General features: G+C 32.3%; 25 protein-coding genes. 13 read left to right on the top strand and 12 right to left on the bottom strand.

Going from position 1 to position 26,176, the window contains the following annotated elements; genetic code table 11:
* The first annotated feature begins 1 nt into the window (after position 1).
* Together G4D72_RS11495 and G4D72_RS11490 are read left to right on the top strand one after the other, a co-directional pair.
* On the top strand, positions 2-1,354 hold the full coding sequence (locus G4D72_RS11495; RefSeq protein WP_166077855.1) for an undecaprenyl-phosphate glucose phosphotransferase: 1,353 nt from the start codon (positions 2-4) through the stop codon (positions 1,352-1,354).
* Positions 1,354-2,121, top strand: coding sequence for a glycosyltransferase family 2 protein (locus tag G4D72_RS11490; protein WP_166077854.1), 768 nt, complete (start codon positions 1,354-1,356; stop codon positions 2,119-2,121). The genes G4D72_RS11495 and G4D72_RS11490 overlap by 1 nt, the downstream gene beginning before the upstream one ends.
* 58 nt (positions 2,122-2,179) lie before the next feature.
* On the opposite strand, the gene G4D72_RS11485 is transcribed toward G4D72_RS11490, so the two are convergent.
* Positions 2,180-3,487 (bottom strand): phenylacetate--CoA ligase family protein, encoded by a 1,308-nt coding sequence (locus G4D72_RS11485; protein WP_166077853.1) that lies wholly within the window; start codon positions 3,485-3,487, stop codon positions 2,180-2,182.
* A gap of 111 nt (positions 3,488-3,598) precedes the next feature.
* Between G4D72_RS11485 and purD the strand changes: the two genes are divergently transcribed.
* Positions 3,599-4,870: a phosphoribosylamine--glycine ligase gene (purD, locus tag G4D72_RS11480; RefSeq protein ID WP_166077852.1), complete on the top strand. Its 1,272-nt coding sequence runs from the start codon at positions 3,599-3,601 to the stop codon at positions 4,868-4,870.
* A 76-nt stretch (positions 4,871-4,946) separates the two neighbouring features.
* Here purD and G4D72_RS11475 read toward each other — a convergent pair whose 3' ends face one another.
* The gene (locus tag G4D72_RS11475) at positions 4,947-5,180 is read right to left on the bottom strand and encodes a DUF6341 family protein (protein WP_166077851.1); all 234 of its coding nucleotides are present in this window, start codon (positions 5,178-5,180) and stop codon (positions 4,947-4,949) included.
* 44 nt (positions 5,181-5,224) lie between these two features.
* On the opposite strand from G4D72_RS11475, the gene G4D72_RS11470 reads away from it, so the two are divergent.
* Entirely contained in the window at positions 5,225-6,151 is a 927-nt protein-coding gene (locus G4D72_RS11470) for a DUF6427 family protein (RefSeq protein WP_166077850.1), read from the top strand.
* Here the strand turns inward: G4D72_RS11470 and upp are convergent.
* Positions 6,146-6,799: a uracil phosphoribosyltransferase gene (gene upp, locus G4D72_RS11465; RefSeq protein ID WP_166077849.1), complete on the bottom strand. Its 654-nt coding sequence runs from the start codon at positions 6,797-6,799 to the stop codon at positions 6,146-6,148. The genes G4D72_RS11470 and upp overlap by 6 nt on opposite strands.
* A 69-nt stretch (positions 6,800-6,868) precedes the next feature.
* Here upp and G4D72_RS11460 point away from each other — a divergent pair, with 69 nt between their 5' ends.
* Entirely contained in the window at positions 6,869-7,474 is a 606-nt protein-coding gene (locus tag G4D72_RS11460; RefSeq protein WP_166077848.1) for a DUF4254 domain-containing protein, read from the top strand.
* Positions 7,475-8,503 carry a glycosyltransferase family 9 protein gene (locus tag G4D72_RS11455; RefSeq protein WP_235922502.1) on the top strand — a complete coding sequence of 343 codons (1,029 nt, stop codon included), beginning with the start codon at positions 7,475-7,477 and terminating at the stop codon, positions 8,501-8,503. It begins immediately after the preceding gene.
* Between the two features lie 59 nt (positions 8,504-8,562).
* On the opposite strand, the gene G4D72_RS11450 is transcribed toward G4D72_RS11455, so the two are convergent.
* The 3 genes from G4D72_RS11450 to G4D72_RS11440 form a co-directional block, all read right to left on the bottom strand.
* Complete coding sequence (locus G4D72_RS11450; protein ID WP_166077847.1) at positions 8,563-9,615, bottom strand: ferredoxin--NADP reductase; 1,053 nt, start codon at positions 9,613-9,615, stop codon at positions 8,563-8,565.
* A gap of 11 nt (positions 9,616-9,626) precedes the next feature.
* Positions 9,627-10,139 (bottom strand): acyl-CoA thioesterase, encoded by a 513-nt coding sequence (locus G4D72_RS11445; RefSeq protein ID WP_166077846.1) that lies wholly within the window; start codon positions 10,137-10,139, stop codon positions 9,627-9,629.
* A gap of 65 nt (positions 10,140-10,204) precedes the next feature.
* A complete protein-coding gene (locus G4D72_RS11440; protein WP_166077845.1) occupies positions 10,205-11,191 on the bottom strand; it encodes an HU domain-containing protein in 987 nt (328 codons plus the stop codon).
* A 233-nt stretch (positions 11,192-11,424) separates the two neighbouring features.
* Here G4D72_RS11440 and dprA point away from each other — a divergent pair, with 233 nt between their 5' ends.
* A complete protein-coding gene (gene dprA, locus G4D72_RS11435; RefSeq protein WP_166077844.1) occupies positions 11,425-12,528 on the top strand; it encodes a DNA-processing protein DprA in 1,104 nt (367 codons plus the stop codon).
* Between the two features lie 62 nt (positions 12,529-12,590).
* On the opposite strand, the gene G4D72_RS11430 is transcribed toward dprA, so the two are convergent.
* Both G4D72_RS11430 and trpS read right to left on the bottom strand, forming a co-directional pair.
* Positions 12,591-13,559, bottom strand: a complete 969-nt coding sequence (locus G4D72_RS11430) for a hypothetical protein (protein WP_166077843.1) — start codon at positions 13,557-13,559, stop codon at positions 12,591-12,593.
* Positions 13,560-13,568: 9 nt separating this feature from the next.
* A complete protein-coding gene (gene trpS, locus G4D72_RS11425; protein ID WP_166077842.1) occupies positions 13,569-14,540 on the bottom strand; it encodes a tryptophan--tRNA ligase in 972 nt (323 codons plus the stop codon).
* Positions 14,541-14,979: 439 nt separating this feature from the next.
* On the opposite strand from trpS, the gene G4D72_RS11420 reads away from it, so the two are divergent.
* Complete coding sequence (locus tag G4D72_RS11420) at positions 14,980-15,720, top strand: lysophospholipid acyltransferase family protein (RefSeq protein WP_166077840.1); 741 nt, start codon at positions 14,980-14,982, stop codon at positions 15,718-15,720.
* Positions 15,721-15,806: 86 nt separating this feature from the next.
* Here G4D72_RS11420 and G4D72_RS11415 read toward each other — a convergent pair whose 3' ends face one another.
* The 4 genes from G4D72_RS11415 to recA form a co-directional block, all read right to left on the bottom strand.
* Positions 15,807-17,501 carry a porin family protein gene (locus G4D72_RS11415; protein WP_166077839.1) on the bottom strand — a complete coding sequence of 565 codons (1,695 nt, stop codon included), beginning with the start codon at positions 17,499-17,501 and terminating at the stop codon, positions 15,807-15,809.
* An 80-nt stretch (positions 17,502-17,581) separates the two neighbouring features.
* Positions 17,582-18,121, bottom strand: coding sequence for an RNA polymerase sigma factor (locus G4D72_RS11410; protein ID WP_166077838.1), 540 nt, complete (start codon positions 18,119-18,121; stop codon positions 17,582-17,584).
* A 9-nt stretch (positions 18,122-18,130) separates the two neighbouring features.
* On the bottom strand, positions 18,131-18,538 hold the full coding sequence (locus G4D72_RS11405) for a hypothetical protein (RefSeq protein ID WP_166077837.1): 408 nt from the start codon (positions 18,536-18,538) through the stop codon (positions 18,131-18,133).
* 90 nt (positions 18,539-18,628) lie between these two features.
* A complete protein-coding gene (gene recA, locus G4D72_RS11400) occupies positions 18,629-19,633 on the bottom strand; it encodes a recombinase RecA (protein WP_166077836.1) in 1,005 nt (334 codons plus the stop codon).
* A gap of 179 nt (positions 19,634-19,812) precedes the next feature.
* Between recA and trhO the strand changes: the two genes are divergently transcribed.
* The 5 genes from trhO to G4D72_RS11375 all read left to right on the top strand — a co-directional run bounded on the left by trhO (position 19,813) and on the right by G4D72_RS11375 (position 26,145).
* Positions 19,813-21,183 carry an oxygen-dependent tRNA uridine(34) hydroxylase TrhO gene (trhO, locus tag G4D72_RS11395; protein WP_166077835.1) on the top strand — a complete coding sequence of 457 codons (1,371 nt, stop codon included), beginning with the start codon at positions 19,813-19,815 and terminating at the stop codon, positions 21,181-21,183.
* A gap of 289 nt (positions 21,184-21,472) precedes the next feature.
* The gene (locus tag G4D72_RS11390) at positions 21,473-22,627 is read left to right on the top strand and encodes a PSP1 domain-containing protein (RefSeq protein WP_166077834.1); all 1,155 of its coding nucleotides are present in this window, start codon (positions 21,473-21,475) and stop codon (positions 22,625-22,627) included.
* Positions 22,617-23,105, top strand: a complete 489-nt coding sequence (locus tag G4D72_RS11385) for a gliding motility lipoprotein GldH (RefSeq protein ID WP_166077833.1) — start codon at positions 22,617-22,619, stop codon at positions 23,103-23,105. The genes G4D72_RS11390 and G4D72_RS11385 overlap by 11 nt, the downstream gene beginning before the upstream one ends.
* 8 nt (positions 23,106-23,113) lie before the next feature.
* On the top strand, positions 23,114-25,438 hold the full coding sequence (locus G4D72_RS11380; protein ID WP_166077832.1) for a penicillin-binding protein 1A: 2,325 nt from the start codon (positions 23,114-23,116) through the stop codon (positions 25,436-25,438).
* Between the two features lie 8 nt (positions 25,439-25,446).
* Positions 25,447-26,145 (top strand): CoA transferase subunit A, encoded by a 699-nt coding sequence (locus G4D72_RS11375; protein WP_166077831.1) that lies wholly within the window; start codon positions 25,447-25,449, stop codon positions 26,143-26,145.
* The last annotated feature ends 31 nt before the right edge of the window (positions 26,146-26,176 follow it).

Raw genomic sequence — 26,176 nt, 5'->3', positions numbered from 1 at the left:
ATTGAAGCCAAAAACAGGTAGATATTCGAGTCTTATAAGGCCATTAATTACTTTTTTAGATTTATTAGTTATCAATCTATTAATATTAGTGTGTCTGCGTTCGGCAATGAGTAATTTTGGTTATCATACTATTTTATCATTGTTTTGGATAATTGTATCCTATTATTCAGGCTATTACGAGGTTTACCGTTTTACAAAAGAGATTGCAATTTTTGGAAAATTGTTCAAACAATTTGTTTTTATAAGTTTAATTACGTTTGCTTACGTTGGGTATAAATACAAATATGTAACTCCAGACGAAATTTGGCATTATATTATCACTTCATTTGTTGTGGTAGGTTTTATTAAATTTTCTATATTTTTTCTACTTCGAAAATATCGATTGTTTTATGGAGGAAACCTTAGAAATGTAATCATTTTAGGGCACGGAAAAGATGTTGACGAACTCAAAACTTTTTTTAATACCAATTTAGATTACGGCTACAATCTTTTAAAGATTTTCGATTTAAAAAAGAATAAAAAAGATGAAATTAAAGAATGTTACGAATTTGTATCAGAACACAAAGTTGACGAAATTTACGGTTCTTTAAACACATTAAGCAATTCTGATTTAGATAGTTTAATAAATTTTGCGGATAATAATCTGAAGACTATAAAATTATTGCCAGATAGTAAAAATAGACTTTTAAGGAATTTAGCTGTGGAGTATTATGGATATATTCCAGTAATTTCATTAAGAACGATACCTTTAGACAAAGAAGTTAACAAAAGGTTTAAACGTTTTTTTGATGTTGTTTTTTCACTATTAATTATTGTTTTTTTATTGTCGTGGTTAACACTTTTAATCGCCATATTAATTAAGTTAGAATCCAAAGGGCCTGTTTTTTTCAAACAAAAAAGAAACGGATTAAATTACAAAGAATTTTATTGTTATAAGTTCAGATCCATGCAATTGAATCCTATTGCCGATTTAGAACAAGTCCAAAAAAACGATCCTAGAGTTACTAAACTTGGAAAGATAATTAGAAAGTTCAGTATTGATGAATTGCCTCAATTTTTTAATGTTATACTTGGAGATATGTCGGTTGTAGGACCAAGACCACATATGGTAAGTCACACCGAAATGTATGCAAAGAGCATTGATAAATTTATGGTAAGACATTTTATCAAACCTGGAATTACAGGTTTAGCACAAATTAATGGTTGTAGAGGTGAAGTTGAAACAGAAAAAGACATTATAAATAGAGTTAAATTTGATATTTTTTATCTAGAAAATTGGTCTGTTTTATTAGATGTCAAAATTATTTACAAAACAGTTCTTAACGCCATAAGAGGAGAAGAAAAAGCTTACTAATGAGTCTGTTGGTTTCCATAATTACACCTTGTTACAATTCTGAAAAATATCTTTCACAAGCAATACAATCTGTTTTAAATCAAACATTTCAAAATTGGGAATTACTTCTTATAGACGATTGTTCTTCTGATACTACTTACACCATAATTACAGATTTTGCTTCTCAAGATGCGCGTGTAAAAGCCTTTAAATTAGATACCAACTCAGGTGCAGGCAAAGCAAGAAATTTAGGTATTCAAAAAGCTTCCGGTAATTATATCGCTTTTTTAGATGCAGATGATTTGTGGAAACCGGAAAAATTGGAAAAACAACTTTATTTTATGCAATCTCATAAAATCCCTTTTACTTTTTCGTTTTATGAAATCATAGATGAAGCTGGGAATTTGAGAAATGAAACGATTACAACTCCCACAAAAATTACATACAAACAGTTATATTTTTGCAATTGGATTGGCAATTTAACAGGAATTTATTCGGTAGATTTCTTTGGAAAAATTCCGATTTCTTCTATCAAAAAAAGACAAGATTGGATGTTGTGGTTACAAATTGTAAAGCAAACTAAATTCGCGACTCCAGTTCCCGAAAGCTTAGCATACTACAGAGTTCGTCAAGATTCTATTTCCGCATCCAAATGGAAATTAATTAAATATAATTTCAAAGTATATAAAGATTTCCACAAACGAAATTTTCTAATGGCTTGTTTCGATACAATGCAATTTTTGTATGTTCAATTGGTTATCAAACCCAAGTATAAGTTGAAATTTTAAACACAAACTAAATTACGTTTTCGCTCCCTTTCCTTTGGAGAGAGCTGGGGTGAGGCTATTACAACAACGAAGTAAATTGCTTCAATTTTCCACGATTGCTTCTCGTTAAAAAGTCTTTTCGCGTATAGGTAAAATTCAAATTCGGTTCTAAGTACAAATCAATGGCTTTCTGAATTTCGTCAATCTGTGTTGTAGAAAGTGCTTTTTCACTCACATAATCGATTTCAAAACTATCTAATTTGGTTTGTTTGATAACGAATTCTTTCACATTTCCATCGTCTTCAATAATACTTTTCGTCACATAATAGAATGTCAATCCTGGCGATTTTTTTCCGCTAGGCAAAATGGCAACATCATTAGTTCGACCAATTAATTGCTTCAAAATCGGTTTTTTCCAAGTGCTTTTTTCATCCAAAATGCCAATGTCACCAATTTCATAGCGAATAAACGGATGTGCTTGGTTGTACAAAGAAGTCACTACAACTTTTCCAGAAGTACCATTTGGAACGGGCTGATTGTTATCGTCTAAAATCTCAACAAATAAGGTTTCGGCATTGACTTGCCATTCACCTTTCGGATTTTGAAAAGCTAATAAGTCTAATTCCGAAGCACCATATTCGTTCACTATAGGAATGCCTAAATATTTTTCTAGCAAGATTTTATCAGCATCAAAAAGCATTTCTGAAGTAACCATACAGACTTTTAAAGTCGGACAAATGTCTTTTAATATAATGTTTTTCGATTGCAAGAATTTCGCAAAAAGCACAACGGAACTCGTGTATCCATTAATATAATCGAATTTTTTCTGTTGGAATTTTTTCAGAATTTCTTCCAAAACCACATCCGATAAATCGAAAATAGGAAAGCGATACCTTTTGGCTAATAAATCTTTAAACCGTTCCTTGTAATAGCCAAATTTATCTAACGGAATGCCATAAAATCGCGCTTGCAACGACGTGTTAAAATCGATTCCAAACCAACCAAATCGGTAAATATTAGAATACCAAGTTAGCGCGTGAGAAAATTTATCTTTCGCAAAAATAAACGGATCGCCACTTGAACCTGACGTTTTATTGATGTAAATGTTTTTTTCAAATCCTTTAGAAAGTCTTTCTGCTAAAGGAACTTGCAAGTTTTTCTTAGTCAGAATAGGTAAATTATTCCAATTTGAAACCTCTATATTTCCTGCTAATTTCTTATAAAACGGATTGTTTTCTATATGAAATTGAACAATCGCTTTTCTTTTTTCTTCAATAAAATTTTGATACTCAGATTCAGAAATTTGTAGATTTTTTTCAAATTCAAGTTGAGCTTCCTTCATAGGGAAACCATTTATTTTTAATGTTAAGTCGAATAAGTGAATCACGATTTCTGAATTTATTCAAAAATAACAAACCTAATTTTATAATCTAACAAAGACTTACTTTTTTTTCCAAGTAAAACAACTATTTTTGCAGAAACAAACAACACACACGATATGAATATTTTACTTTTAGGTTCTGGCGGAAGAGAACATGCTTTTGCTTGGAAAATGACTCAAAGTGCACTTTGCTCGCAACTTTTTGTGGCACCAGGAAATGCAGGAACAGCACAAATTGCTACCAATGTAGCTATCAATCCAAATGATTTTGAATCGGTTAAACAATTTGTTTTGGCTAACGCAGTTGAAATGGTAGTAGTCGGTCCGGAAGATCCTTTAGTAAACGGAATTTACGATTTCTTTAAAAATGATACTCAAATTTCTGCTATTCCAGTAATTGGACCTTCAAAATTAGGCGCCCAATTAGAAGGAAGTAAAGAATTTGCCAAAGAGTTTTTGGTAAAAAACAACATTCCAACGGCTAAATATGAAAGTTTTACTCCAGAAACCGTGGAAAAAGGATATGAGTTTTTAGAGACCCTTTCTCCACCTTATGTTTTAAAAGCGGATGGTTTAGCAGCCGGAAAAGGTGTAGTAATTTTAAACGATTTACAAGAAGCAAAAGACGAACTGAAAGCGATGTTAGTCGAAGCGAAATTTGGTTCAGCGAGTGCGAAAGTCGTAATAGAAGAATTTTTAGACGGAATTGAATTAAGTTGTTTTGTTGTAACAGACGGAAAAAGTTACAAGATATTGCCAACAGCCAAAGATTACAAAAGAATTGGCGAAGGCGACACAGGTTTAAATACAGGTGGAATGGGCGCCATTTCTCCAGTGCCATTTGCAGATGCGGCATTGATGGAAAAAATTGAAACTCAAATTGTAATTCCAACTATCAATGGTTTAAAAAACGACAACATTGAATACAAAGGTTTTGTATTTATTGGTCTGATTAAAGTGGGCGATAATCCATTCGTAATTGAATACAACGTAAGAATGGGTGATCCAGAAACGGAAGTAGTTTTACCAAGAATTAACAGCGATTTAGTGGCTTTGTTTCAGGCGGTTGCTAACGAAAAGTTATCGGATTTTAAATTAGATTTAGACGAAAGAACGGCTGCGACAATTGTTGTAGTTTCTGGTGGTTATCCTGAAGCATTTGAAAAAGGCAAAGAAATTTCTGGATTAAACCATGAAACAGAATCGCTAGTTTTTCATGCAGGAACAAAAGAAGAAAACGGGAAAATACTTTCTAATGGAGGTCGTGTTTTAGCAGTAACTTCTTTTGGAAATACCTTCGTAGAAGCCACAAAAAAATCTTATCAAACCATAGAAAACCTAAAATTTGATAAGATGAATTATAGAAAAGACATAGGATTCGACTTGTAATTGAATCTTTGACTTTAAGATACGAAAAAACACTGTACTAATTTTGGCACAGTGTTTTTTTTATTTTTAAAAAGAATTATTTCGTTAAGAAAGAATGCGCAGTGGTATCTTGCTCATCTTCTCCAGATTTTTTGAAAATCTGTAATTGTTTGGTCCAGTAATACGTCCAATAACAACAAATACAAATAAATACCCAATTGATAATATTTGCACCCCACCAATTGGTTAATTCCCAACTTCTTAACAAGTCCATCGGTACAAAAAGTACTTCAACAAATAAAAATTGTATTGCTTCGAAAAATGCTTTCATTTTTTTATTATTATATTTACACTACAAAAATATAAAATATCTTTATGATTGCAAGCCTTTTTAGTAAAACTCGACCAATAAATTATGCATTAATTTTCATAATGCTGCTTTCTTGTTATTTTTTATATCAATTTCAAGTTTCGGCTACCGATTTTACCACAAATACGCTTTTAGAAAAAGGTGCCGTTTTAGTATTAATTATTTTTTCTTTTTTTCTTGTCAATTTTATTTCACTAAAAAATTCGCTTACGAAAAATGATAATTATGCCATTTTAATTTTTTTGATTTTTATACTTTTATTTCCAACCATTTTAGATGATACGAAAATTGTATTGTCTAATGTGTTTTTATTGTTGGCCTTACGACGATTGATTTCTTTAAAAACACTAAACTCACCAAAAGAGAAAATATTCGATGCCTCTTTTTGGATTTTTCTTTCCGCAATATTTCATTTTTGGAGTATTCTGTATATCGTTTTGGTGTTTATTTCTATCGTTTTTCACTCTGGAAAAGATTATAAAAATTGGGTTTTACCTTTTGTTTCTTTTTTATGCGTTTGGATTCTGTATATATTTTCTAGCTTAGTGCTTTTCGATAATTATGCTATCAAAGAAAATATTTTTGACGTAGGTTTTAACTTTTTTGCGTTTGATAATGTGTATCAAAATATGGCTTTGGCCTTATTCGTTTCGATATCTGTTTTGTTTTTTGCTTCTCAAACTTTTGATTATCAGAACAAACCTTTGAACATGCAATCGTCTTACAAACAAATTTATTTTTCGTTTATTTTGGCCGTAGGTATTTATATTTTTTCACCAAATAAATCTAACGATTTACTTATTTATTCTTTTGCACCACTATCTATTTTAGGCGCAAATATGTTTGAAAAATTTGAAGATTCGGTTTACAAAGAAGTTTCGTTGTATTTACTTTTTGCCGTAGGTATGTTTTTCTTTTTTGCTCAATTATAATTTATTTCCATACGCTAAATCGCCAGCATCACCTAAACCAGGAACAATATAATTTTTTTCGTTTAGTTTTTCATCTAAAGCAGCGACCCATAAATGACAAGTATCAGGTAAGTTTTCTTCTAAATATTTAATACCTTCTGGAACGGCAATTACCACTGCAATATGTATTTGTTTTGGATTGTGATCCACTAAAAGTTTTTTCAAAACAGCTACTAAAGATTGTCCAGTAGCCAACATCGGATCAATTAAAATTAAGCTTTTATTATTGAAAGTTGGAGTTGCTTTGTATTCCACCAAAATTTCAAATTCGTCATCGTTATTATAATGATGACGGTAAGCCGAAACAAATCCGTTTTCCGCATCGTCAAAAAAATTCATAAACCCTTGATGAAGTGCTAATCCAGCTCGTAAAATAGAACACAAAACTAGGTTTTCCGCAATAGTTGTAGTATGTTTTATACCTAAAGGTGTTTGAACAGCAATGTCTTTGTATTCTAATTTTTTACTTAACTCATACGCCATAATTTCACCGATACGTTCAATGTTTTTTCTAAAACGCATGCTGTCTTTCTGAATGTTTACATCTCTAAGTTGCGTAAGAAAATGATTTAAAATACTGTTTTGTTCGGAGATATAATGTACGGTCATGTGAGATAATTTGAAATTTGTGGTTAAAAGTACAAAAAATCCTTATTTTTGTAAATTAAATTAGAAACTATGTTTGCAGAATTTGCCTTTCCGATTTTTGAACAATCGATAAAAGAATATCATGTTATAGATGATGTATATCAGCCGGTATTAAACCCCTTTGAAAAAGGTTCAGTAGAACATTTATTGTATGCAAAAAATTGGGTAGACACGGTACAATGGCATTATGAAGATATTGTTCGTGATCCAAACATTGACCCAGTTGCCGCTTTAGATTTGAAACGTAAAATCGATGCTTCTAATCAAGTTAGAACCGATATGGTAGAATATATTGATAGTTATTTTTTACAGAAATATGCGCACGTTCAAGTAAAACCAGAAGCTAGAATCAATACGGAAAGTCCAGCTTGGGCCATTGACAGGTTATCTATTTTAGCTTTGAAAATTTACCACATGAATGAAGAAGCTACACGTGAAGAAGCAACCGCAGAACACAGAGCAAAATGTCAAGAAAAATTAAACGTATTGTTAGATCAGAAAAACGACATGTTTATTTCTATCAGTCAATTAATTGAAGATATCGAAAACGGTGATAAATTCATGAAGGTGTACAAACAAATGAAAATGTACAACGATGAGGAATTGAACCCAGTTTTGTATCAAAATAAAAAATAAATGTCGCCACACATTTTAGTTATCAGGCTTTCAGCTATGGGTGATGTCGCAATGACTGTTCCTGTGTTGAAAGCTTTTTCTTTACAATATCCTGAGGTGAAAATCACAGTGGTTTCTCGACCTTTTTTCCAACCTTTTTTCGAAGATATTGAAAACGTAACTTTTTTTGCTATCGATTTAAAGGAACGACATAAGGGCTTTTTAGGATTAATACGTTTGTTTTCCGATTTACGAAAGTTGCATATTGATGCGGTTGCCGATTTACATAATGTGTTGCGTTCGAAAGTGGTCAGAACATTATTTGCCTTAACAGGAAAAAAAGTGGCTGCTACAGACAAAGGCCGAAAAGAGAAGAAAGCACTAACAAAACTAGCTAATAAAACTATTTCGCCAACCCAATCGATGTTTGATAGACATGGAAAAACGTTTGAAAAATTAGGTTTTCCATTAAATTTAGACCATCCGATTTTTCCAAAAAAAGCCCTTTTATCAGAAGAAATTATCGCGATTACTGGCAATAAAGATAAAAATTGGATAGGCATCGCACCTTTCGCACAATACGAAACTAAAGTGTATCCGATAGATTTAATGCAAGAGGTGATTGATGAATTAGCAAAAAACACTTCTGTAAAAGTCTTTTTATTTGGTGGTGGAAACGAAGAAATTAAAAAATTAAATCAACTGAAAAACAACCATGAAAACGTGATGGTTGTGGCCGGGAAAATTAAGTTTCAACAAGAATTGGACTTAATTGCTAACTTAAACCTGATGCTTTCTATGGATTCTGGAAATGCACATATAGCGGCTATGTTGGGTGTAAAAGTGATTACACTTTGGGGCGCCACACATCCTTTTGCTGGATTTAAACCATTTCATCAACCTGATGATTTTTGTATTACTTCCGATAGAGAGCAATATCCTTTTTTACCCACTTCGGTTTATGGAAATAAAAAAGTGGAAGGTTATGAAAATGCGATGCGAAGTATATTGCCGGAAACGGTTGTGAATAAAATCAATTCTGTTTTATAAATAAAAAAACCCTAAATCAAAAAAAGCGATTTAGGGTTTTTTATTATGAGTTGATAGGTTTAAATATCGTCAAAATCTACTTTAATTTCTGAAGTAGTTGGCACGGCTTGACAAGCTAAAACTAAGCCTTCCGCGACTTCATTGTCAGTTAAAATTTGGTTTTTATTCATAGTGGCACTTCCTTCTGTCACTCGGCAAATACAACTGCTACAAATTCCACCTTGACACGAATAAGGTACATCTAAACCTTGCTTTAAAGCCGCTTCTAAAATGGTTTGTTTCTGACTCATTTCAAAAGTCACTTCATCAGAATCTACTAAGATTGAAATTTGAGTATGTCCGTTTGAACCAGTAGAAGTTTTACTTTCTGTTGTTGCAGACGTTCCAAATAATTCAAATTTGATGTCTTTCTCTGCAACATTATTTTCAGTTAAAGTAGCAGAAACTACTTTAATCATTTCTTCTGGTCCACATAAATAAAACTTAGAAAAGGTTTTATCTGCATGTTTGTTTTTAAGAACAGTGTTTACCACAGATTTGTCAATTCTTCCAAACAATTCGCCAGCCACATTTACTTGACTGTATACGAAATGTACAAAAAATCGACCTAAATTTTTAAGTTGAAGCGCGTGTAATTCGTCATGGAAAATAGTTTCTGCTACGTCTTTGTTTCCGTAAACCAAAACAAATGTACTATTTGGTTCGTCTTCTAAAACACTTTTTGCAATCGATAAAACGGGAGTAATTCCACTTCCAGCAGCAAACGCCGCATAACTTTTTTGTTGTTCGTGTTTGGCTTCAAAAGTAAATTTCCCTTCAGGAATGCTTACTTCTAATAAATCGCCTACTGCTAAATTACGATTAGCAAATTTTGAAAAGGTTCCGTTTGAAACTTCTTTTACAGCAATTCGCATTTCGCCACTTTTTGGAGAAGAACATATAGAATACGCTCTACGAATTTCTTTTCCATCTAAAGTTAATTTTAACGTAACATATTGTCCAGCAATAAATTGATAAACTGCTTTTAGTTCTTCAGGAATATTAAAAACAATAGAAACGGCACTTTTAGTTTCTCTTTTAATTTCTTTTATGGCTAATTTATAAAAATCCATATTGTAATTTTTTATGTTGTAAATAAGGCTCTTAATTCAGTAGCTTCAGCTGGTTTCATTTTTCCTGCTAAAACTAAACTCAATTGTTTTCTTCTTAAAGCCGCTTCAAAGCGTTGAATTTCTAACTCTGTTTGTGGTTCAATTGGTGGAACTGGAACGGGACTTCCCATTTCGTCTACCGCAACAAAAGTATAAATTGCTTCGTTAGCTTTATTTTTTATTCCAGATTCTCTGTCTTCTGTCCAAACATCAATAAAAATTTCCATAGATGTTGAAAAAGTTCTAGACACTTTTGCTTCTACAGTAACCACACTTCCTAGTGGAATTGCTTTGTTAAAGGCTACGTGATTTACAGATGCGGTTACACAAATTCTACGAGAGTGACGACGTGCAGTAATACTTGCAGCTCTGTCCATACGCGCTAATAATTCACCACCAAAAAGATTGTTTAAAGGATTGGTTTCACCTGGTAAAACTAAATCTGTAAGAACAGTTACGGAGTCTGAAGGATATTTATTTTGCATTGTTTTTTTACAAAGATACTAACTCTGATTTAAAAACAAGGCATAAAAAAATCCCAAAATTGGGATTAATCTATAAGCAACCAAGCATCAATGCTGTCTTTTGCTTTTATTTTAAGCTTCAAACTTTGCGCTTCTTTTAATTTTGTATAACTTCCAAAAGCAACAGGAATTAGACCCGACTTATTTTTTTTCAATAAATGAGCTTCAAAACCTTGAGCTATTAATTCTTTAAGTACCTTATCAGCATTATGTTCATTTCTATAAGCACCTGCTATAACATGGTATTTCGCATTTATTTTTTCTTCCAACGTTAAATCAACAGCTTGCATTGGATTAGGTAAAACAAATGTAGCTTCTTGTAATTTCTGATTTACTTTTTCTTGCACTGCTTTTTCAACTAAAACAGTTTTTTGATCTATAGTAAAATCATAATACATTTTGTAACCATAAATTCCTACTGAAGAAAAAATCGCAATTGCAGCAGCATATTTCAACCAATTCGTATTGGTTTTGTTTTGAACTAATGGAATTACTGGAGTTTCAACTTCAATAACTACTTTTTTCAAAATTTCATTTTCTACAACCTCTTGAGCGATAGAAATGGTTTCAACTACATTTTGGGTTTGATTTTCTCGGATAATTTCAGGAGAATTAAAACCTGCCAAACCAAAAGAATCCATTAAGTAATTAACGGAAGTATTAGGTTTAAAAACCAAATTGTTTTCAGAATTTGAAAATATTTCACCTATATTTTCTAAGTTTAATACCTCTTTATTTTGAAGTTTTTCTAACCAAAAAATTACTTGAGTTTCAATTTTTGCAAGCGCATTTTCGTAGCTAATTTTTTCTTGTAAGGCAATATGGTTCGCCAATAAACCGTCATTAGTTTTGATGTTGGCGTTGAAAGAAATTACTTTTCTTGGAGGTACAAACGAATTTTGACCTTCTGCTATTTGAGCCGATTGCCATTCGCTTAAAAACGCACCGAAACCAGGAATGCTAACGCATTGGTAACGATACAATAATCCAGAAATGTATTTCTCTATTTTCATAGTAGCAAAATTAAGTATTCAAAGACAAAAACAAAATTTTATCAACAATTTTTATTAACAATCTAAGCTTTGAGTTTATTTAGGTTTGATTTTCAATCGTAATCATTTATTGTTTTTTATTGGTCGAAAGGTATGGTCTTTATTTTCAATGGTATTTGATTGTACAAATTTGTTTTTAATGACTATTTCAAAATTATAAAAAATAAATATATTTGTAATCTATTTTATACGCCATGTTACATACTGAATTATTACACGCACTCGCACTTTTAAAAGTCGATGGAATTGGTGACATTGTTGCCAAAAAATTAATAACCCATTGCGGTTCTGCCCAAGCCGTTTTTGAAGCTAAGAAAAAAGCGCTATTAGCCATTGATGGTGTGGGCGAAGTCCTTTTTAAAAAATTACAAGATCATTCCGTTTTTCAGTTAGTCGAAAAAGAACTTCAATTTGTTGAACAACAAAATATTTCTTGTTTGTACTATCAGGAAGCTAGTTATCCTGAACGATTGAAGCATTGTATCGACGGCCCGCTAGTGTTGTTTCAATCAGGAAATATTGATTTTCAAAACAGAAAACTCATAAATATTGTAGGAACACGCCAAGTAACACCTTACGGAACAGAATTTACAAAAAAATTAATAGCTGATTTGGCCCCATTAAACCCGATTATAGTTAGTGGTTTTGCTTATGGTATCGATATTGTTGCTCATCAAGCCGCTATGGAAAACAACTTGCAAACCATAGGTGTTTTAGCACATGGATTGAATCAGATTTATCCGAAAATGCATCAAAAATATATGGCTAAAATGGAGCAAAATGGCGGGTTTATGACAGAATTTTGGAGTACTTCCAATCCGGATAGAGAAAATTTTATCAAACGCAATCGAATTGTAGCAGGAATGTGTGAAGCTACTGTAGTGATAGAAAGTGCAGAAAAAGGCGGTTCGTTAATTACAGCTAATTTAGCTAACGATTACAATCGAGATGTTTTTGCCGTTCCAGGTCGTGTTTCAGATAAATTTAGTCAAGGTTGCAACAATCTGATTAAAACACAACGCGCGCATTTGTTAAATAGTGCGGCAGATTTAATTTATATTTTGAATTGGGACTTACAAGAGAAAAAAGTAACACCCATTCAAAAGCAATTATTTGTTTCTTTAACAGATGATGAACAAAAAATTTACGATTATCTTCAAAATAAACAACCTGAACTAATGGATATTATAGCTCTAGATTGTGATTTGCCAATTTTTAAAATTTCTTCTTTGTTATTAAATATGGAACTAAAAGGTGTAATTCGACCTTTGCCAGGTAAGCTGTTTGAAGCCATTTAGGTAAAAAAAAAATCACAAATTAGTCTTTTGCTAATTTGTGATTTTTTTTGGTTTAGTGAGCTTTAGTTTGTTATTGGTAAACCCTCGTTAGCTATTTTACTCCATTTTTTAGATTCTTGTGTCCAAGTCCAAAATTCATTATTTTCTAATAAAACAACTAATCTGGTTCCTGTTCCAGAAAAAACATATTTTGTAAAAACATTCATTTTTTTAATTTTTACACCTATCGGAAGTTCTTTAGTTTCAAAAGGAATCCATTTACAATCACGTGCCGACATCCACATTAAAGTATTGTCGTTAAATAATGATACTATACGTCCTTCACCACCACCTAAGCCAACCTTCATGTACGCTTCTGTTTGCACAATACTTTTATCTGTTGGATAATTTTTGGTTTCTAATTTTTTCCAATTTTTTTCTCCGGCGGTTATCCACCAAAAAGAACTATCGGATAATGTTACAAAAATTCTTGTTTCAGTATCATACATTCTTGGTTTTTGATAGGAATTAAAAGCCTCTATATTGTAACCATTTGGCAAACCAACATCAGTAATTTTTTCCCAGTTTAATTCACCATCCGACCACCAAACCGAATTGTCTTCTAAAATTAAAACTAAAACGGTATCTAAAACGAAGCTTAAGCCGGTTTCTTTGGTGTAAGTTCTAAAACATTTTATTTTGGAGTTTGTTGGTAAATTGTTAGTTTGAAGTTTTACCCATTTAGAATACCCATCTTCTAAGTTCCATATGGTATTGTCTTCTAAGATAACTATTAAGTCGGTTTTAGAGTAATCAAAATTTAAGTTTGATTTTGAACCAATTATTTTTATGGCCACATCTTTGGGTAATTGGCTAGTATCTAGTTTTGTCCAACTGTCAATGCCGTTTCCAATCCAAAGCGTATTATCGCTCATTAAACAAACTAAATTAGAACCATTTAAGTTGCCATATGCACTGAATTCTTTTACAACAGTTTGACCAATAGCTATATTGCTTAATAAAAACAACACAAAATAATATATTTTTTTCATGCTAATTTTTTATAAAAACCCTAACTTTTCTCTAACTCTATTTAATACACCATCTGCAACTTTACTTGCTTTTGCTGCACCTTCGAAAAGCAGTTTGTCAACTTCTTCTAAGTTGTTGATATAATACGTATATTTTTCTCTTTCCGTTTTAAATTTTTCAGTGATTAACTCGAATAATTCTTGTTTGGCGTGACCGAAACCATAATTTCCGGCTAAATATTTGGTTTTTAATTGTGCGGTTTGTTCTTCAGAACCTAATAATTTATAAAGTGCAAAAACATTACAAGTCTCTGGATTTTTTGGGTCTTCTAATGGTGTGCTATCGGTTTCAATACCTTTTATTTGTTTTAATAAAGCTTTATCATCTAGGAAAATATTGATGAAATTATTACGAGATTTACTCATTTTTTGTCCGTCTGTTCCCGGAATCAACATGGTATCTTCAGAAGTTTTTCCTTCTGGCAATACGAAAGTTTCTCCCATTTGGTGGTTGAAACGTGAAGCTACATCGCGTGTAATTTCTAAATGTTGCATTTGGTCTTTTCCAACAGGAACAATTTCTGCATCGTATAATAAAATGTCGGCTGCCATTAACATGGGATAGGTGAACAAACCTGCATTTACATCTTCTAATCTGTCGGCTTTATCTTTAAAAGAATGGGCTAACGTTAATCGTTGAAAGGGAAAAAAACAACTTAAATACCAAGACAATTCTGCAGTTTGTGGCACATCTGATTGTCTGTAAAACGTAACTTTATTAGTATCTAATCCGCAAGCTAACCAAGCAGCTGCTGTGCTATACGTATTTGCTTTTAATTCGGCTCCATTTTTAATTTGGGTAATCGAATGCAAATCGGCAATAAATAAAAACGATTCATTGGCTGGGTTATTTGCCATTTGTATAGCTGGAATAATTGCTCCTAATAAATTTCCTAAATGTGGCGTTCCTGTACTTTGAACGCCTGTTAATATTTTTGCCATTTTATTTTTTGTTTTTGCAAATGTAAGTTTTTATGTAAAAAGAGCCAAGTGAAAAGAGCCAAGTGAAAAGAGTCAAGTGAAAAGAGCCAAGTGAAAAGAGTCAAGTAAAAAGAGTCAAGTAAAAAGAGTCAAGTGAAAAGAGTCAAGTGAAAAGAGTCAAGTAAAAAGAGTCAAGTGAAAAGAGTCAAGTAAAAAGAGCCAAGTGAAAAGAGCCAAGTGAAAAGAGTCAAGTGAAAAGAGTCAAGTGAAAAGAGTCAAGTACAAAGTAAAAAGGAATCTATAGCAGTTTTCAGTTTAAAGTTATGCGCGATTTCTAACCCCGATTGCAGTGGCATCCTGTTACAAATTGCTACTTAAAAGCAAATTGTAACAGATATAACGGAAAGCGGGTGCGATTTTGTTTTGAAATGCTATATTTGTGTTTCATAAAAAAAATAAAATGAAAATTATACTTTATCCGCTTTGGTTGCTTTATAGAATTTGGTTTTACCTTTTAATGTTGGTGCCCATATTGGTTTTATTCCCATTTATTTTTATTACGATTTTAAGCGAAAAAACCTATCCGCTGTTTTTTAAAATTGCCAGACTTTGGTCTAAAATTATTTTAATTGGGATGGGTTTTAGATATTCTATTGAAGGCGATGAAGTTTTTGAAGACGGAAAAAGTTACATGTTAGTGGCCAATCATACTTCGATGACGGATATTATGTTGATGTTGCTTGCGGTGAAAAATCATCCGTTTGTGTTTGTGGGAAAAAAAGAATTGGTTAAGATTCCTATTTTCGGATTTATTTATAAGCGTGTATGTATTTTAGTAGACAGAAGTAATAGCAAAAGCAGGTATGAGGTTTTTGAAAGGGCGCAAAAAAGAATTCAACAAGGATTGAGCATTTGTATTTTTCCAGAAGGTGGCGTGCCTGATGAAAGTGTTATTTTAGATGAATTTAAAGATGGTGCTTTTAGAATTGCTATTGAACACCAACTTACCATCGTGCCGATGACTTTTTTCGATAATAAAAAACGATTTTCGTATACTTTTTTTAGTGGAACTCCAGGTAAAATGCGCGCTAAAATTCACCAACCAATTGAAACAGCAGGAAAAGTTTTAGAAGACAGACATGCTATAAAACAGGAAGTTAGACAAGTTATTTTAACACATTTAGAGAAAGATCTGCAATAAAAAAGCGCCTTTGGGATAGACGCTTTTTCAGTTTCAAACTTATTAGAAGCAATGAAACAACTTAACTAAATTATAGATAACTAACTTTAAAATTTATAACTAATTCCAGTATTTACACCAATTACATAAGGTGAAAAATTTTCAGCATTTTTATTAAATGTATTAATTTGGTAACGTAATGTAGGTTCTAAATTCAATTGAAAACTTTTCATGAAATTATAGCTAAAACCTAGTCCAACGTTACTACTAAAATGTACTGTATTTAAGTTGGAAGCTTTACCAATTTGCATGGTTCCATCTGTGGCTTTAATTGAAACTTCATTGGCAGTTAAAAACAAAGTACTCATACCACCACGAAGTGAGACTCCCACTTTTTTGTTTAAAAGGGCGTAAGACATTTCTAAAGGAACTTCAATATATTGCGCTCTTTGGTTTAAATTTCCTAAGTTTTGATTGCTTTGTATGTTTTGTATTTCCGATGTGTTTTTAGATAAATTATTTTCACTTTTTAACACTAAATATTTACTGTTTGAATTTCTCTCGATGTTTGTATTGGCAATTTTCGATTGGTCTTCAAAAGAGGAATAAAAAGCAATGTTTTCTGTATCGTAATCTAAATTCAAATTACTAACACCTGTTTTGATAGCCAATCGCTTGTTTATAGCATACGACACGCCAATTCCGTAACTGGTAGAGTTATTAAACGATTTCTCGTTAGAACTAAATTCATCAGAAATCGGAGAACCATTAGCAAAAGAATTGAAGAAAATAGGCGAAACAAAACTGTTTACAGCCCATTTACTCCATTTCTCTTTTTCGGCAACAACTTGTTTTGTCTCTTTTTCACGAAGCAATTTTTCCATTGGGTTTTCTTCAATTGTTGCTATTGCTAATTTTGTAGTGTCTGTTTTTATTGGATCTATTGCTACAACAGCGCTAGAATTGGTATTTATTGTTTTTTCAAGATTGTTGACAGCATCTGTAGGTTTTGAAACAATGGTATTGAACGGCAAATCGGAAAAACTAAATTTATTACTTTCTGTTTTTCCAGAATTTTTCTGTTGAGAAATGTTGAGATTTTTATTTACATTAAAATCCGTTACACCAGAATTTGAACTTTGATTTTTAATTTGAATGTCACTTAACGGTACAACTGTTTTGAAATAGTTCTTTTCATATTGGTTAGAAGTAGTATTATTTGCTACAATTTCTGAACTTGAAGAAATAAGAGTTTTTTTCTTTTCAAATTTATTTTTAGACACCGTATTTGAGGCAAAACCTGTATTCGATTTGTTGTTGGTTAATTTTGGATTCGAAACTTTATTGTAATTTAGGTTTGATTTTTTAGCAGGTTCTAAATTTATATTTGAATCCGAGTTAGTGGAAGTATTTGTTACAACAGCATTAGATTTCGGATGATTTATTGCTTCATTAGTGATGGAAGAATTTAACTTATTTTCATTCGATTTAGCGGTTTTCGAATCGATATTGTTTCGGTTTAAATTTTTATGTATTTGATTTTCTTCAGAAGTAACAACGGTGTTATTTTCAGTAGAAGTGTTTTTAAAATTGTTGTTGGAGTTAAAAAAAAGTAGCGAACCAATTGCCACAAAAGAAGCAGCAATTCCAGCAGTTTTAAACCAAAATGGAAGTATTCTTCTTTTTTGTTCTTTCGAATTTAATTTCTCTTGAATGTTTTCCCATACCAACTCTGGTGGAGCAACTTCAAAATCTTTAAATTTCTCTTGAAAAAGGCGTTCTATATTTTTACTTTTTTTCATTTGTTTGAACTTAATTTTTTTAAATGTATCGCTTTAAATTTTTTGTCGTTTGCTTCTACAAACTTATGCTTGTTTGCGATTCATTTTGTTTTGGAAAATGCGGTAGTATAATTTTGTATTTTTTCTTTTAAAATTATTTTAGCTCTGGCCAAATTAGATTTCGATGTACCATCTGATATGTCTAGCATTTCTGCAATTTCTTTATGCGAATACCCGTCAACAACATATAAATTAAACACCAATCGATACCGATCTGGTAATTCTTGAATAATTTTCAACAAAAAATTTAGAGTAACAGATTCTTCGTCAATTTCAACTTCTTCTTCATTGGGAATGTTATCCGAAACTAATTCTAAAAATGTACCTTGTTTTCTATATTGTTGCAAAACATAATTAATAACTAATCTTTTTGCCCAACCTTCAAAAGATCCTTTGTTATTAAATTGTGTTAACTTTTCAAAAATAATTAAAAAACTTTCTTGTAAATTATCTTGTGCTTCTTCATAGTTTCTAGAATACTTTAAACTTACAGCGAACAATTTTGGCGCTAAAAGCTTATACAATTGTTCTTTAGCTTTAGTGTTATTTTGTTTACAATCGTATAAAATTTTTTCAATCATTCGTGTTTTTTATTGCACATCTACCGATACTTCTTCAAAAATTAAACTTCCATTTGCATTTGTTCCTTTAAAAAACTTTAACAAATATGTGCCAGTTTGAATGGGTTTAAAGTTTAATTTTTGTGTCACAATTTGATTGGTTAAAGCTTCACAATTGTTTTGTTCTGACACAAAACTTTGCACTGCAATTGTTCTAGTTAAACCATCTTTTTCGTATAAAAACCCATCAAAGCCATGACATGTCGTTGGTCTTAAAAAATTAACTTCAATTTCATTTACTTCATTAACATTAAAACTTGTAGGTAAGACTACAGATTCTATAGGTAATAATTCAAACCGAACCTTTGGGTTGCTTGATTCAGGAGTACACGAAATCAATACGAATAAAATACTAAAAAATGCTATAATTTTTTTCATTGTTAAAAGGTTTATTTAAATAGATACAAAATTTACAAAAAGGTTGCGTTATAATCAAAAAAAATCATCCTGTTGGATGATTTTAATTTTTTATTCCGCTTGCTCTTTTAATAAAGCTTTAATTTTAACTTCTAGTTCATCCATTAATTCTGGATTATCTTTGATGAGTTGTTTTACAGAATCTCTTCCTTGTCCTAGTTTGGTTTCCCCGTAACTGAACCAAGAACCGCTTTTCTTTATCACTTCAAAGTCAACTGCTAAGTCTAACACTTCTCCAACTTTAGAAACTCCTTCACCATACATGATGTCGAATTCACAAGTTCTAAATGGTGGGGCTACTTTGTTTTTTACAATTTTTACTTTGGTTCTGTTTCCGATAACATTTTCGCCATCTTTAATTTGTGATGAACGTCTGATGTCAATTCTAACAGAAGCATAAAACTTTAAAGCATTTCCACCAGTTGTAGTTTCAGGACTACCAAACATTACTCCAATTTTATCTCTCAACTGGTTGATAAAAAACACTGTACATTTTGTTTTGTGAATGGTTCCAGTCAATTTTCTTAAAGCTTGAGACATTAAACGGGCGTGTAATCCCATTTTACTATCACCCATATCGCCTTCGATTTCACTTTTTGGTGTTAAAGCCGCAACCGAGTCAATAACCACAATATCAACTGCACCTGAACGTATTAAACTTTCTGCAATTTCCAAAGCTTGCTCTCCATTATCTGGTTGAGAAATAATTAAATTATCAATATCTACTCCTAATTTTTCAGCATAAAAACGGTCAAAAGCGTGTTCTGCATCAATAAAAGCAGCAATTCCTCCTGCTTTTTGAGCTTCTGCTATGGCGTGTAAGGTTAAGGTGGTTTTACCAGAAGATTCTGGCCCGTAAATTTCAATAATTCTTCCTTTCGGATATCCATTTACTCCTAATGCAATGTCTACACCTAAAGATCCTGACGAAATGGTTTCTACTTCTTCTACAGCAGAATCCCCCATTTTCATCACAGTTCCTTTACCGTAAGTTTTGTCTAATTTGTCTAATGTTAGTTGTAAGGCTTTTAATTTTGCTTCTTTTTCCGTGCTCATAATAATAAATTTTTGTAAAAATACAGAATTTTTTAATCGGAACAAAGATTGTTAATATGTTTTGTGATTTTCTAAAAAAATATAACTTTGCACCTGAATTCTTCCATTTAGAGTTCGTTTGTTTATTATTTCTGTGAAGATGCGACAAATCGCATCTCTAACCCTTAATTGTTTATAGCATGCAACTGTATAACACCTTAAGCGCAGAAGAAAGAGCCAAGTTAATTGATCAAGCCGGTCAGCGATTAACGCTTTCTTTTTATGCGTACGCCAAAATTGAAAACCCAACACAATTTAGAAACGACTTATTTCTGAAGTGGAATAAATTAGATGCTTTAGGCCGAATCTATGTCGCTACTGAAGGAATTAATGCACAAATGTCGGTGCCAGCTGAAAATATTGAGGCGTTCAGAGAAACGTTAGAAAAGTACGATTTCCTGAAAGGCATTCGTTTGAATATTGCAGTGGAACATGATGATCATTCTTTCTTAAAATTAACCATTAAAGTTAGAAATAAAATTGTAGCCGATGGTTTAAATGATGAAACTTTCGACGTAACGAACAAAGGAGTGCATTTAAATGCTAGAGAATTCAATGCGATTTTAGACGATCCGAATACCATTGTAGTCGATTTTAGAAATCATTATGAGAGTGAAGTAGGGCATTTTAAAGGCGCAATTACACCAGATGTAGAAACGTTTCGTGAAAGTTTACCGATCATTAACGAACAATTAAAAGACTTCAAAGAAGATAAAAACTTAGTGATGTATTGTACAGGTGGAATTCGTTGTGAAAAAGCTTCTGCTTACTACAAACACCAAGGTTTTAAAAATGTTTTTCAATTAGAAGGTGGTATTATTAATTACGCCAAACAAATAAAAGAAGAAGGTTTAGAAAGTAAATTTATTGGAAAAAATTTCGTTTTCGACCACCGTTTAGGAGAACGAATTACGGATGATATTATTGCGCAATGTCACCAATGTGGTGCACCTTGTGATACTCACGTAAATTGTGCGAATGAAGGTTGTCATTTGTTGTTTATTCAATGCGATTCTTGTGCGGAAAAAATGGAAAATTGCTGCTCGACTACATGTGTAGAAACGATTTATTTGCCATTAGAAGAACAAGAAAAGCTAAGAAAAGGAGTAAAAAACGGCAATAAAATTTTTCAAAAGGGAAAATCTCCAGATTTAAAATTCAAACAAAACACGGAAAGAAATATTTTTGAAGAAATTGCTCAAAAACCTGTAAAAGTTTCAGCGGTTACACAAATTAGAAAAAGAAAAATTGCCACCGAGAGAAAGTTATATATCGGAAAAGGGCAACATTATTTCTCCAAAGCACAAGTTGGACAATTTTTAATTGAAAAAGAAGAATTAAAAACGGGCGACACCATTTATGTCATCGGACCAACAACAGGAAATCAAAAGTTAGAAGTGGGAACAATGTTCGTAAATGGAGTGGAAAGTACAGTTGCAAAATCTGGCGATAAAGTGACATTTGTCGTGCCATTTAAAATCAGAGAATCGGATAAAATTTACAAAATATAATTATAAATTTATAAGAAAAAGAAACCTGTTACGTTTGTATTATGTAGCAGGTTTTTTAGTTTGCAAAAACTTCAAAAAGCAAAATTATAAATTAAGGTAAAAAATGCTATCTTTACGCTCAAAATAACATTTGAAATCGCAAATTCAAAAGTCTTGTTGTAAACAAGTTCAAATAAAAAGAAAGCGATATTATAACTTGTTCCGATAATTCGGGATGACTTATGAAAAAAAATATAATCAACATTTGAAAAGTATTCCGATAAATCGGAAGATCAATATATATAGATTTATGGCATGTACAAGTTGTTCAACTTCCGATGGTGGTGCACCAAAGGGGTGTAAAAATAATGGGACTTGCGGCACCGATAGCTGCAACAAATTAACGGTTTTCGATTGGTTGTCTAATATGACTTTACCTGGCGGACAAGCGCCTTTTGATTGTGTAGAAGTTCGATTTAAAAACGGAAGAAAAGAATTTTTTAGAAATACTGAAAAACTGACTTTAAGTATTGGTGATGTGGTTGCTACTGAAGCGCAATCTGGTCATGATGTAGGGTTAGTGTCTTTAACAGGTGAATTAGTTCGTGTTCAAATGAACAAGAAAAATGTAAAAGACAACGCGGAAATTCCTAAAGTTTATAGAAAGGCAACTCAAAAAGATATCGATATTTGGCATGGTGTAAGAAATAAAGAAGACGCCATACAGGTTAGAGCACGTGAAATTGCCATTGCGATTAAATTAGAAATGAAAATTTCGGATATCGAATTTCAAGGCGATGGTTCTAAAGCGACTTTCTATTACACGGCAAATGATCGTGTCGATTTTCGTCAATTGATTAAAGAATATGCGAGTGAGTTTAAAATCCGTGTAGAAATGAAACAAGTGGGTTTCCGTCAGGAAGCGGCTCGTTTAGGCGGAATTGGTTCTTGCGGACGCGAATTATGTTGTTCTTCATGGCTAACTGATTTCAGAAGTGTGAATACTTCTGCAGCACGTTACCAACAACTATCTTTAAATCCTCAAAAATTAGCCGGACAATGTGGTAAACTAAAGTGTTGTTTAAATTACGAATTAGATACGTATTTAGACGCGCTAAAAGGTTTGCCAGATATGGATACAAAATTGCTTACAGATAAAGGAGATGCGTATTGCCAAAAGATAGACATCTTTAAAAATCTTATGTGGTTTTCTTACGCAAATGCACCAGCTCATTGGCACACTATTAAAGCAGATAGAGTTAAAGAAATTGTAGCGTTAAACAAACAAGGAAAAAAAATCGCACAACTGGAAGATTATGTAGAAGAAGTTTCTGCCGTAAATATTGAGAAAAAATTCGAAAATGTGGTAGGTCAAGACAGCTTAACTCGTTTTGATCAACCTAAGAAAAAATCCAACAATAATAATAAAAGGAAAAAGAAACCGTTTAAGAAAAATGAACAATAATTTTTTTAAAATACTACCTTTTGCTTTGCTTTTTAGCCTAGTTTCTTGTGATAAAAATCAAGTTTTCGATGAATACAAAGAATTTGATGGCACATGGAAAAAAAACAATAAAGCTACATTCACTTTTGAACAAAAAGACACAACTACGGTGTACAATATGTTTTTAAATGTGAGAAATAATAATGAATACCCATATAATAATTTATTTTTAATCGTATCGTTAAATCAACCCGATGGAAAAGTTTTAGTAGATACTTTAGAATACCAAATGGCAAATCCAGATGGTACTTTATTAGGAACTGGTTTTTCAGATATTAAGGAAAGTAAACTGTGGTATAAAGAAAATTACAGTTTTGAAAAAGCTGGAAAATACACATTGGATGTAGAACACGCAGTCAGACAAACTGGTAAAGTGCAAGGCGTTCAAGATTTAACAGGAATTACAGAATTAGGATTAAGAATCGAAAAAAGAAAATAATAGAGCATATGGCAACAACTAATAATCAACTCACTTATTCAGATTACGTAAGAAAATTTTGGAAATTGTTTGGCTACAGTTTTGGTGGTGTTTTATTGTTTTTTCTTCTAGCATCATGGGGATTTTTTGGAAAAATGCCTTCGTTTGACGAATTAGAAAATCCAGATACCAATATCGCCACAGAAATTATTTCTTCAGACGGTGTAACCTTAGGTAAATTTTATAAAGAAAACAGAACTCCTGTAAAATATCAAGAATTACCTAAACATTTAGTAGATGCTTTAGTTGCTACAGAAGATGAACGTTTTTACGAACATTCAGGAGTAGATGCAAGAGGAACCTTAAGAGCGATTTCAAGTTTAGGAAGAAGCGGTGGAGCAAGTACTATTACGCAACAATTAGCTAAAAATTTATTTCACGGTGAAGGTTCCCGTTTTTTACCCTTTCGTATCATCCAAAAATGTAAAGAATGGATTATTGCAACCAAACTTGAAAGACAATATACCAAACAAGAAATCATAGCTTTATACTTAAACAAAGTAGATTTTGTAAATAGTGCGGTCGGAATTCGTTCAGCTTCTAAAATTTATATGGGTAAAGAACCAAAAGATTTAACTATCGAAGAAAGTGCTTTATTTGTAGGAATGCTAAAAAACCCAGCTTTATTTAATCCAACAAAAGAAAAAAGGAAAGAAAAAGTTTTTAACAGAAGAAACACAGTTTTAGATCAAATGGTTAAAAACAAGTATTTGTCTGAAACAAAAGCGGCACAATTAAAAAAACTTCCTGTAAAAATCAACTTCAAACCTGAAAGTCACGCAGAAGGAACAGCTACATATTTTAGAGAATACTTGCGTGAACAATTAAAACCGATTATCAAGAAAATTGAAGAAGAAAAAGGCGAAGAAATTGATTTATACACTGCGGGTTTAAAAATTTATACCACTGTCGATTCTCGTATGCAACAATATGCTGAAGAAGCAGTAGAAGAACATTTGTCGAATTTACAACCAGAATTTAATCGCAGACAAAAAGACAATCCAACAGCACCGTTTTTAGATATCACTCCTGAAGAAACTCAGAAAATTATGAATCAAGCCATGAAAAATTCAGAGAGATGGCGTATTATGAGTATCAATGGAAAATCGGAAGCGGAAATCAAACAATCTTTTGAAGTGCCTGCTAAAATGAAAATTTTCACTTGGAAAGGGGAAAGAGATACCATCATGAAACCTAAAGATTCAATTTTGTATTATAAGCATTTCTTACAAACTGGTATGATGGCTATGGAGCCTCAAACCGGACACGTAAAAGCTTGGGTGGGTGGAATCAATTATAAATATTTCCAATATGATCACGTAGGTCAAGGGGCACGTCAAGTAGGTTCTACTTTTAAACCGTTTGTTTATGCTACAGCTATTGATAGATTAGGAAAATCACCTTGTTCGATGATAATGGATTCGCCATTTACCATTTTAAAAGGAGACAATAACGATAAAGATTGGACACCAAATAATTCGGATGGAAAATTCCGAGGATTGGTTTCTATGAAAAAAGCATTAGCGAATTCTATAAATACCGTTTCAGCTCGTTTAATTGATGAAGTAGGAGCACCAGCAGTTGTAGAAATGACTAAAAATTTAGGAGTTACTTCAGACATTCCAAATCGACCAGCTATTGCATTAGGAGCGGTAGAAATTACTGTGGAAGAAATGGTTGCTGCTTTTAGTACTTTTGCTAATGAAGGCGTGTATATCAAGCCTCAAATGATTATTAAAATAGAAGATAAAAACGGAGTAGTAATTTACCAAGGTGTAGAAGAATCTCACGATGTAGTAAATAAAGATGTAGCGTATTCTATTATTAAATTAATGGAAGGTGTAACAGAATCAGGAACAGGTTCGCGTTTGCGTTGGGCAGCTTCGGCACCATCTAATTTCTTAACAGGTGTGCCTTATAATATTAGAGGTCCAGTTGCTGGAAAAACAGGAACGTCTCAAAACAATTCAGACGGTTGGTTCATTGGAATGGTACCTAATTTAGCCGCCGGAGTTTGGGTTGGAAATGAAGATCGTTCCGCACATTTCGAAAGTACGAATATGGGACAAGGTGCTACAACTGCCTTACCAATTTACGGAATTTTTATGCGAAAATGTTTAGCAGATCCAACTTTAAATATTTCACAACAACCTTTCAAAAAACCTTCGAATATGTCTATTGATGTAGATTGTGCACCAGAACCAAATAGAGCTGTTGCAGATTCAACTGCAGTAGATTCATTAGCGGTTAAACCAGATGAACAACCTGGTACTGAAGATTTAGACGGACTATAATTTATATTATGATTTCAAGAAAAGTAAACAACGTACAAGAAGCACTTGAAGGAATTCAAGACGGACAAACGATTATGTTAGGCGGTTTCGGATTATGCGGAATTCCTGAAAATAGTATTGCTGAATTAGTAGCTAAAAATGTAACTAATTTAACCTGTATTTCTAATAATGCAGGAGTTGATGATTTTGGTTTAGGCTTACTATTGCAAAAACGCCAAATTAAAAAAATGATTTCTTCTTATGTGGGAGAAAATGCCGAATTCGAACGTCAAATGCTTTCTGGCGAATTAGAAGTTGAATTAACACCACAAGGAACTTTAGCAGAGAAATGTCGTGCTGCTCAAGCCGGAATTCCAGCATTTTTTACACCAGCAGGTTTCGGAACCGAAGTAGCTGAAGGTAAAGAAACGCGAGAATTTAACGGAAAAATGCATGTCATGGAATTGGCTTATAAAGCAGATTTTTCAATCGTAAAAGCATGGAAAGGTGATGAAGCCGGAAACCTTATTTTTAAAGGAACGGCTCGTAATTTTAATGCTTGTATGGCAGGTGCTGCAAAAATCACCATCGCTGAGGTAGAAGAATTAGTCCCGGCTGGAACTTTAAATCCGAACGAAATTCACATTCCTGGAATTATGGTAAATCGTATTTTTCAAGGAGAAAAGTTTGAAAAAAGAATTGAGCAAAGAACAGTTCGTCAAAAGTAATCAGTGTTCAGTTTTTAGTGTTCAGTAAAAA

Origin of the sequence: Flavobacterium difficile (genome assembly GCF_011392115.1) — a bacterium.
GTDB classification, from domain to species: Bacteria; Bacteroidota; Bacteroidia; order Flavobacteriales; family Flavobacteriaceae; genus Flavobacterium; species Flavobacterium difficile.
This window is presented reverse-complemented; position numbering and strand designations above follow the sequence as displayed.

What these genes read in the sequence shown, in the direction of transcription:
- G4D72_RS11490 (WP_166077854.1), top strand. Translation starts at nt 1,354, where the DNA reads ATGAGTCTGTTGGTTTCCATAATTACACCTTGTTACAATTCTGAAAAA.
- purD (WP_166077852.1), top strand. Translation starts at nt 3,599, where the DNA reads ATGAATATTTTACTTTTAGGTTCTGGCGGAAGAGAACATGCTTTTGCT.
- G4D72_RS11475 (WP_166077851.1), bottom strand. Translation starts at nt 5,180, where the DNA reads ATGAAAGCATTTTTCGAAGCAATACAATTTTTATTTGTTGAAGTACTT.
- G4D72_RS11470 (WP_166077850.1), top strand. Translation starts at nt 5,225, where the DNA reads ATGATTGCAAGCCTTTTTAGTAAAACTCGACCAATAAATTATGCATTA.
- upp (WP_166077849.1), bottom strand. Translation starts at nt 6,799, where the DNA reads ATGACCGTACATTATATCTCCGAACAAAACAGTATTTTAAATCATTTT.
- G4D72_RS11460 (WP_166077848.1), top strand. Translation starts at nt 6,869, where the DNA reads ATGTTTGCAGAATTTGCCTTTCCGATTTTTGAACAATCGATAAAAGAA.
- G4D72_RS11455 (WP_235922502.1), top strand. Translation starts at nt 7,475, where the DNA reads ATGTCGCCACACATTTTAGTTATCAGGCTTTCAGCTATGGGTGATGTC.
- G4D72_RS11450 (WP_166077847.1), bottom strand. Translation starts at nt 9,615, where the DNA reads ATGGATTTTTATAAATTAGCCATAAAAGAAATTAAAAGAGAAACTAAA.
- G4D72_RS11445 (WP_166077846.1), bottom strand. Translation starts at nt 10,139, where the DNA reads ATGCAAAATAAATATCCTTCAGACTCCGTAACTGTTCTTACAGATTTA.
- G4D72_RS11440 (WP_166077845.1), bottom strand. Translation starts at nt 11,191, where the DNA reads ATGAAAATAGAGAAATACATTTCTGGATTATTGTATCGTTACCAATGC.
- dprA (WP_166077844.1), top strand. Translation starts at nt 11,425, where the DNA reads ATGTTACATACTGAATTATTACACGCACTCGCACTTTTAAAAGTCGAT.
- G4D72_RS11430 (WP_166077843.1), bottom strand. Translation starts at nt 13,559, where the DNA reads ATGAAAAAAATATATTATTTTGTGTTGTTTTTATTAAGCAATATAGCT.
- trpS (WP_166077842.1), bottom strand. Translation starts at nt 14,540, where the DNA reads ATGGCAAAAATATTAACAGGCGTTCAAAGTACAGGAACGCCACATTTA.
- G4D72_RS11420 (WP_166077840.1), top strand. Translation starts at nt 14,980, where the DNA reads ATGAAAATTATACTTTATCCGCTTTGGTTGCTTTATAGAATTTGGTTT.
- G4D72_RS11415 (WP_166077839.1), bottom strand. Translation starts at nt 17,501, where the DNA reads ATGAAAAAAAGTAAAAATATAGAACGCCTTTTTCAAGAGAAATTTAAA.
- G4D72_RS11410 (WP_166077838.1), bottom strand. Translation starts at nt 18,121, where the DNA reads ATGATTGAAAAAATTTTATACGATTGTAAACAAAATAACACTAAAGCT.
- G4D72_RS11405 (WP_166077837.1), bottom strand. Translation starts at nt 18,538, where the DNA reads ATGAAAAAAATTATAGCATTTTTTAGTATTTTATTCGTATTGATTTCG.
- recA (WP_166077836.1), bottom strand. Translation starts at nt 19,633, where the DNA reads ATGAGCACGGAAAAAGAAGCAAAATTAAAAGCCTTACAACTAACATTA.
- trhO (WP_166077835.1), top strand. Translation starts at nt 19,813, where the DNA reads ATGCAACTGTATAACACCTTAAGCGCAGAAGAAAGAGCCAAGTTAATT.
- G4D72_RS11390 (WP_166077834.1), top strand. Translation starts at nt 21,473, where the DNA reads ATGGCATGTACAAGTTGTTCAACTTCCGATGGTGGTGCACCAAAGGGG.
- G4D72_RS11385 (WP_166077833.1), top strand. Translation starts at nt 22,617, where the DNA reads ATGAACAATAATTTTTTTAAAATACTACCTTTTGCTTTGCTTTTTAGC.
- G4D72_RS11380 (WP_166077832.1), top strand. Translation starts at nt 23,114, where the DNA reads ATGGCAACAACTAATAATCAACTCACTTATTCAGATTACGTAAGAAAA.
- G4D72_RS11375 (WP_166077831.1), top strand. Translation starts at nt 25,447, where the DNA reads ATGATTTCAAGAAAAGTAAACAACGTACAAGAAGCACTTGAAGGAATT.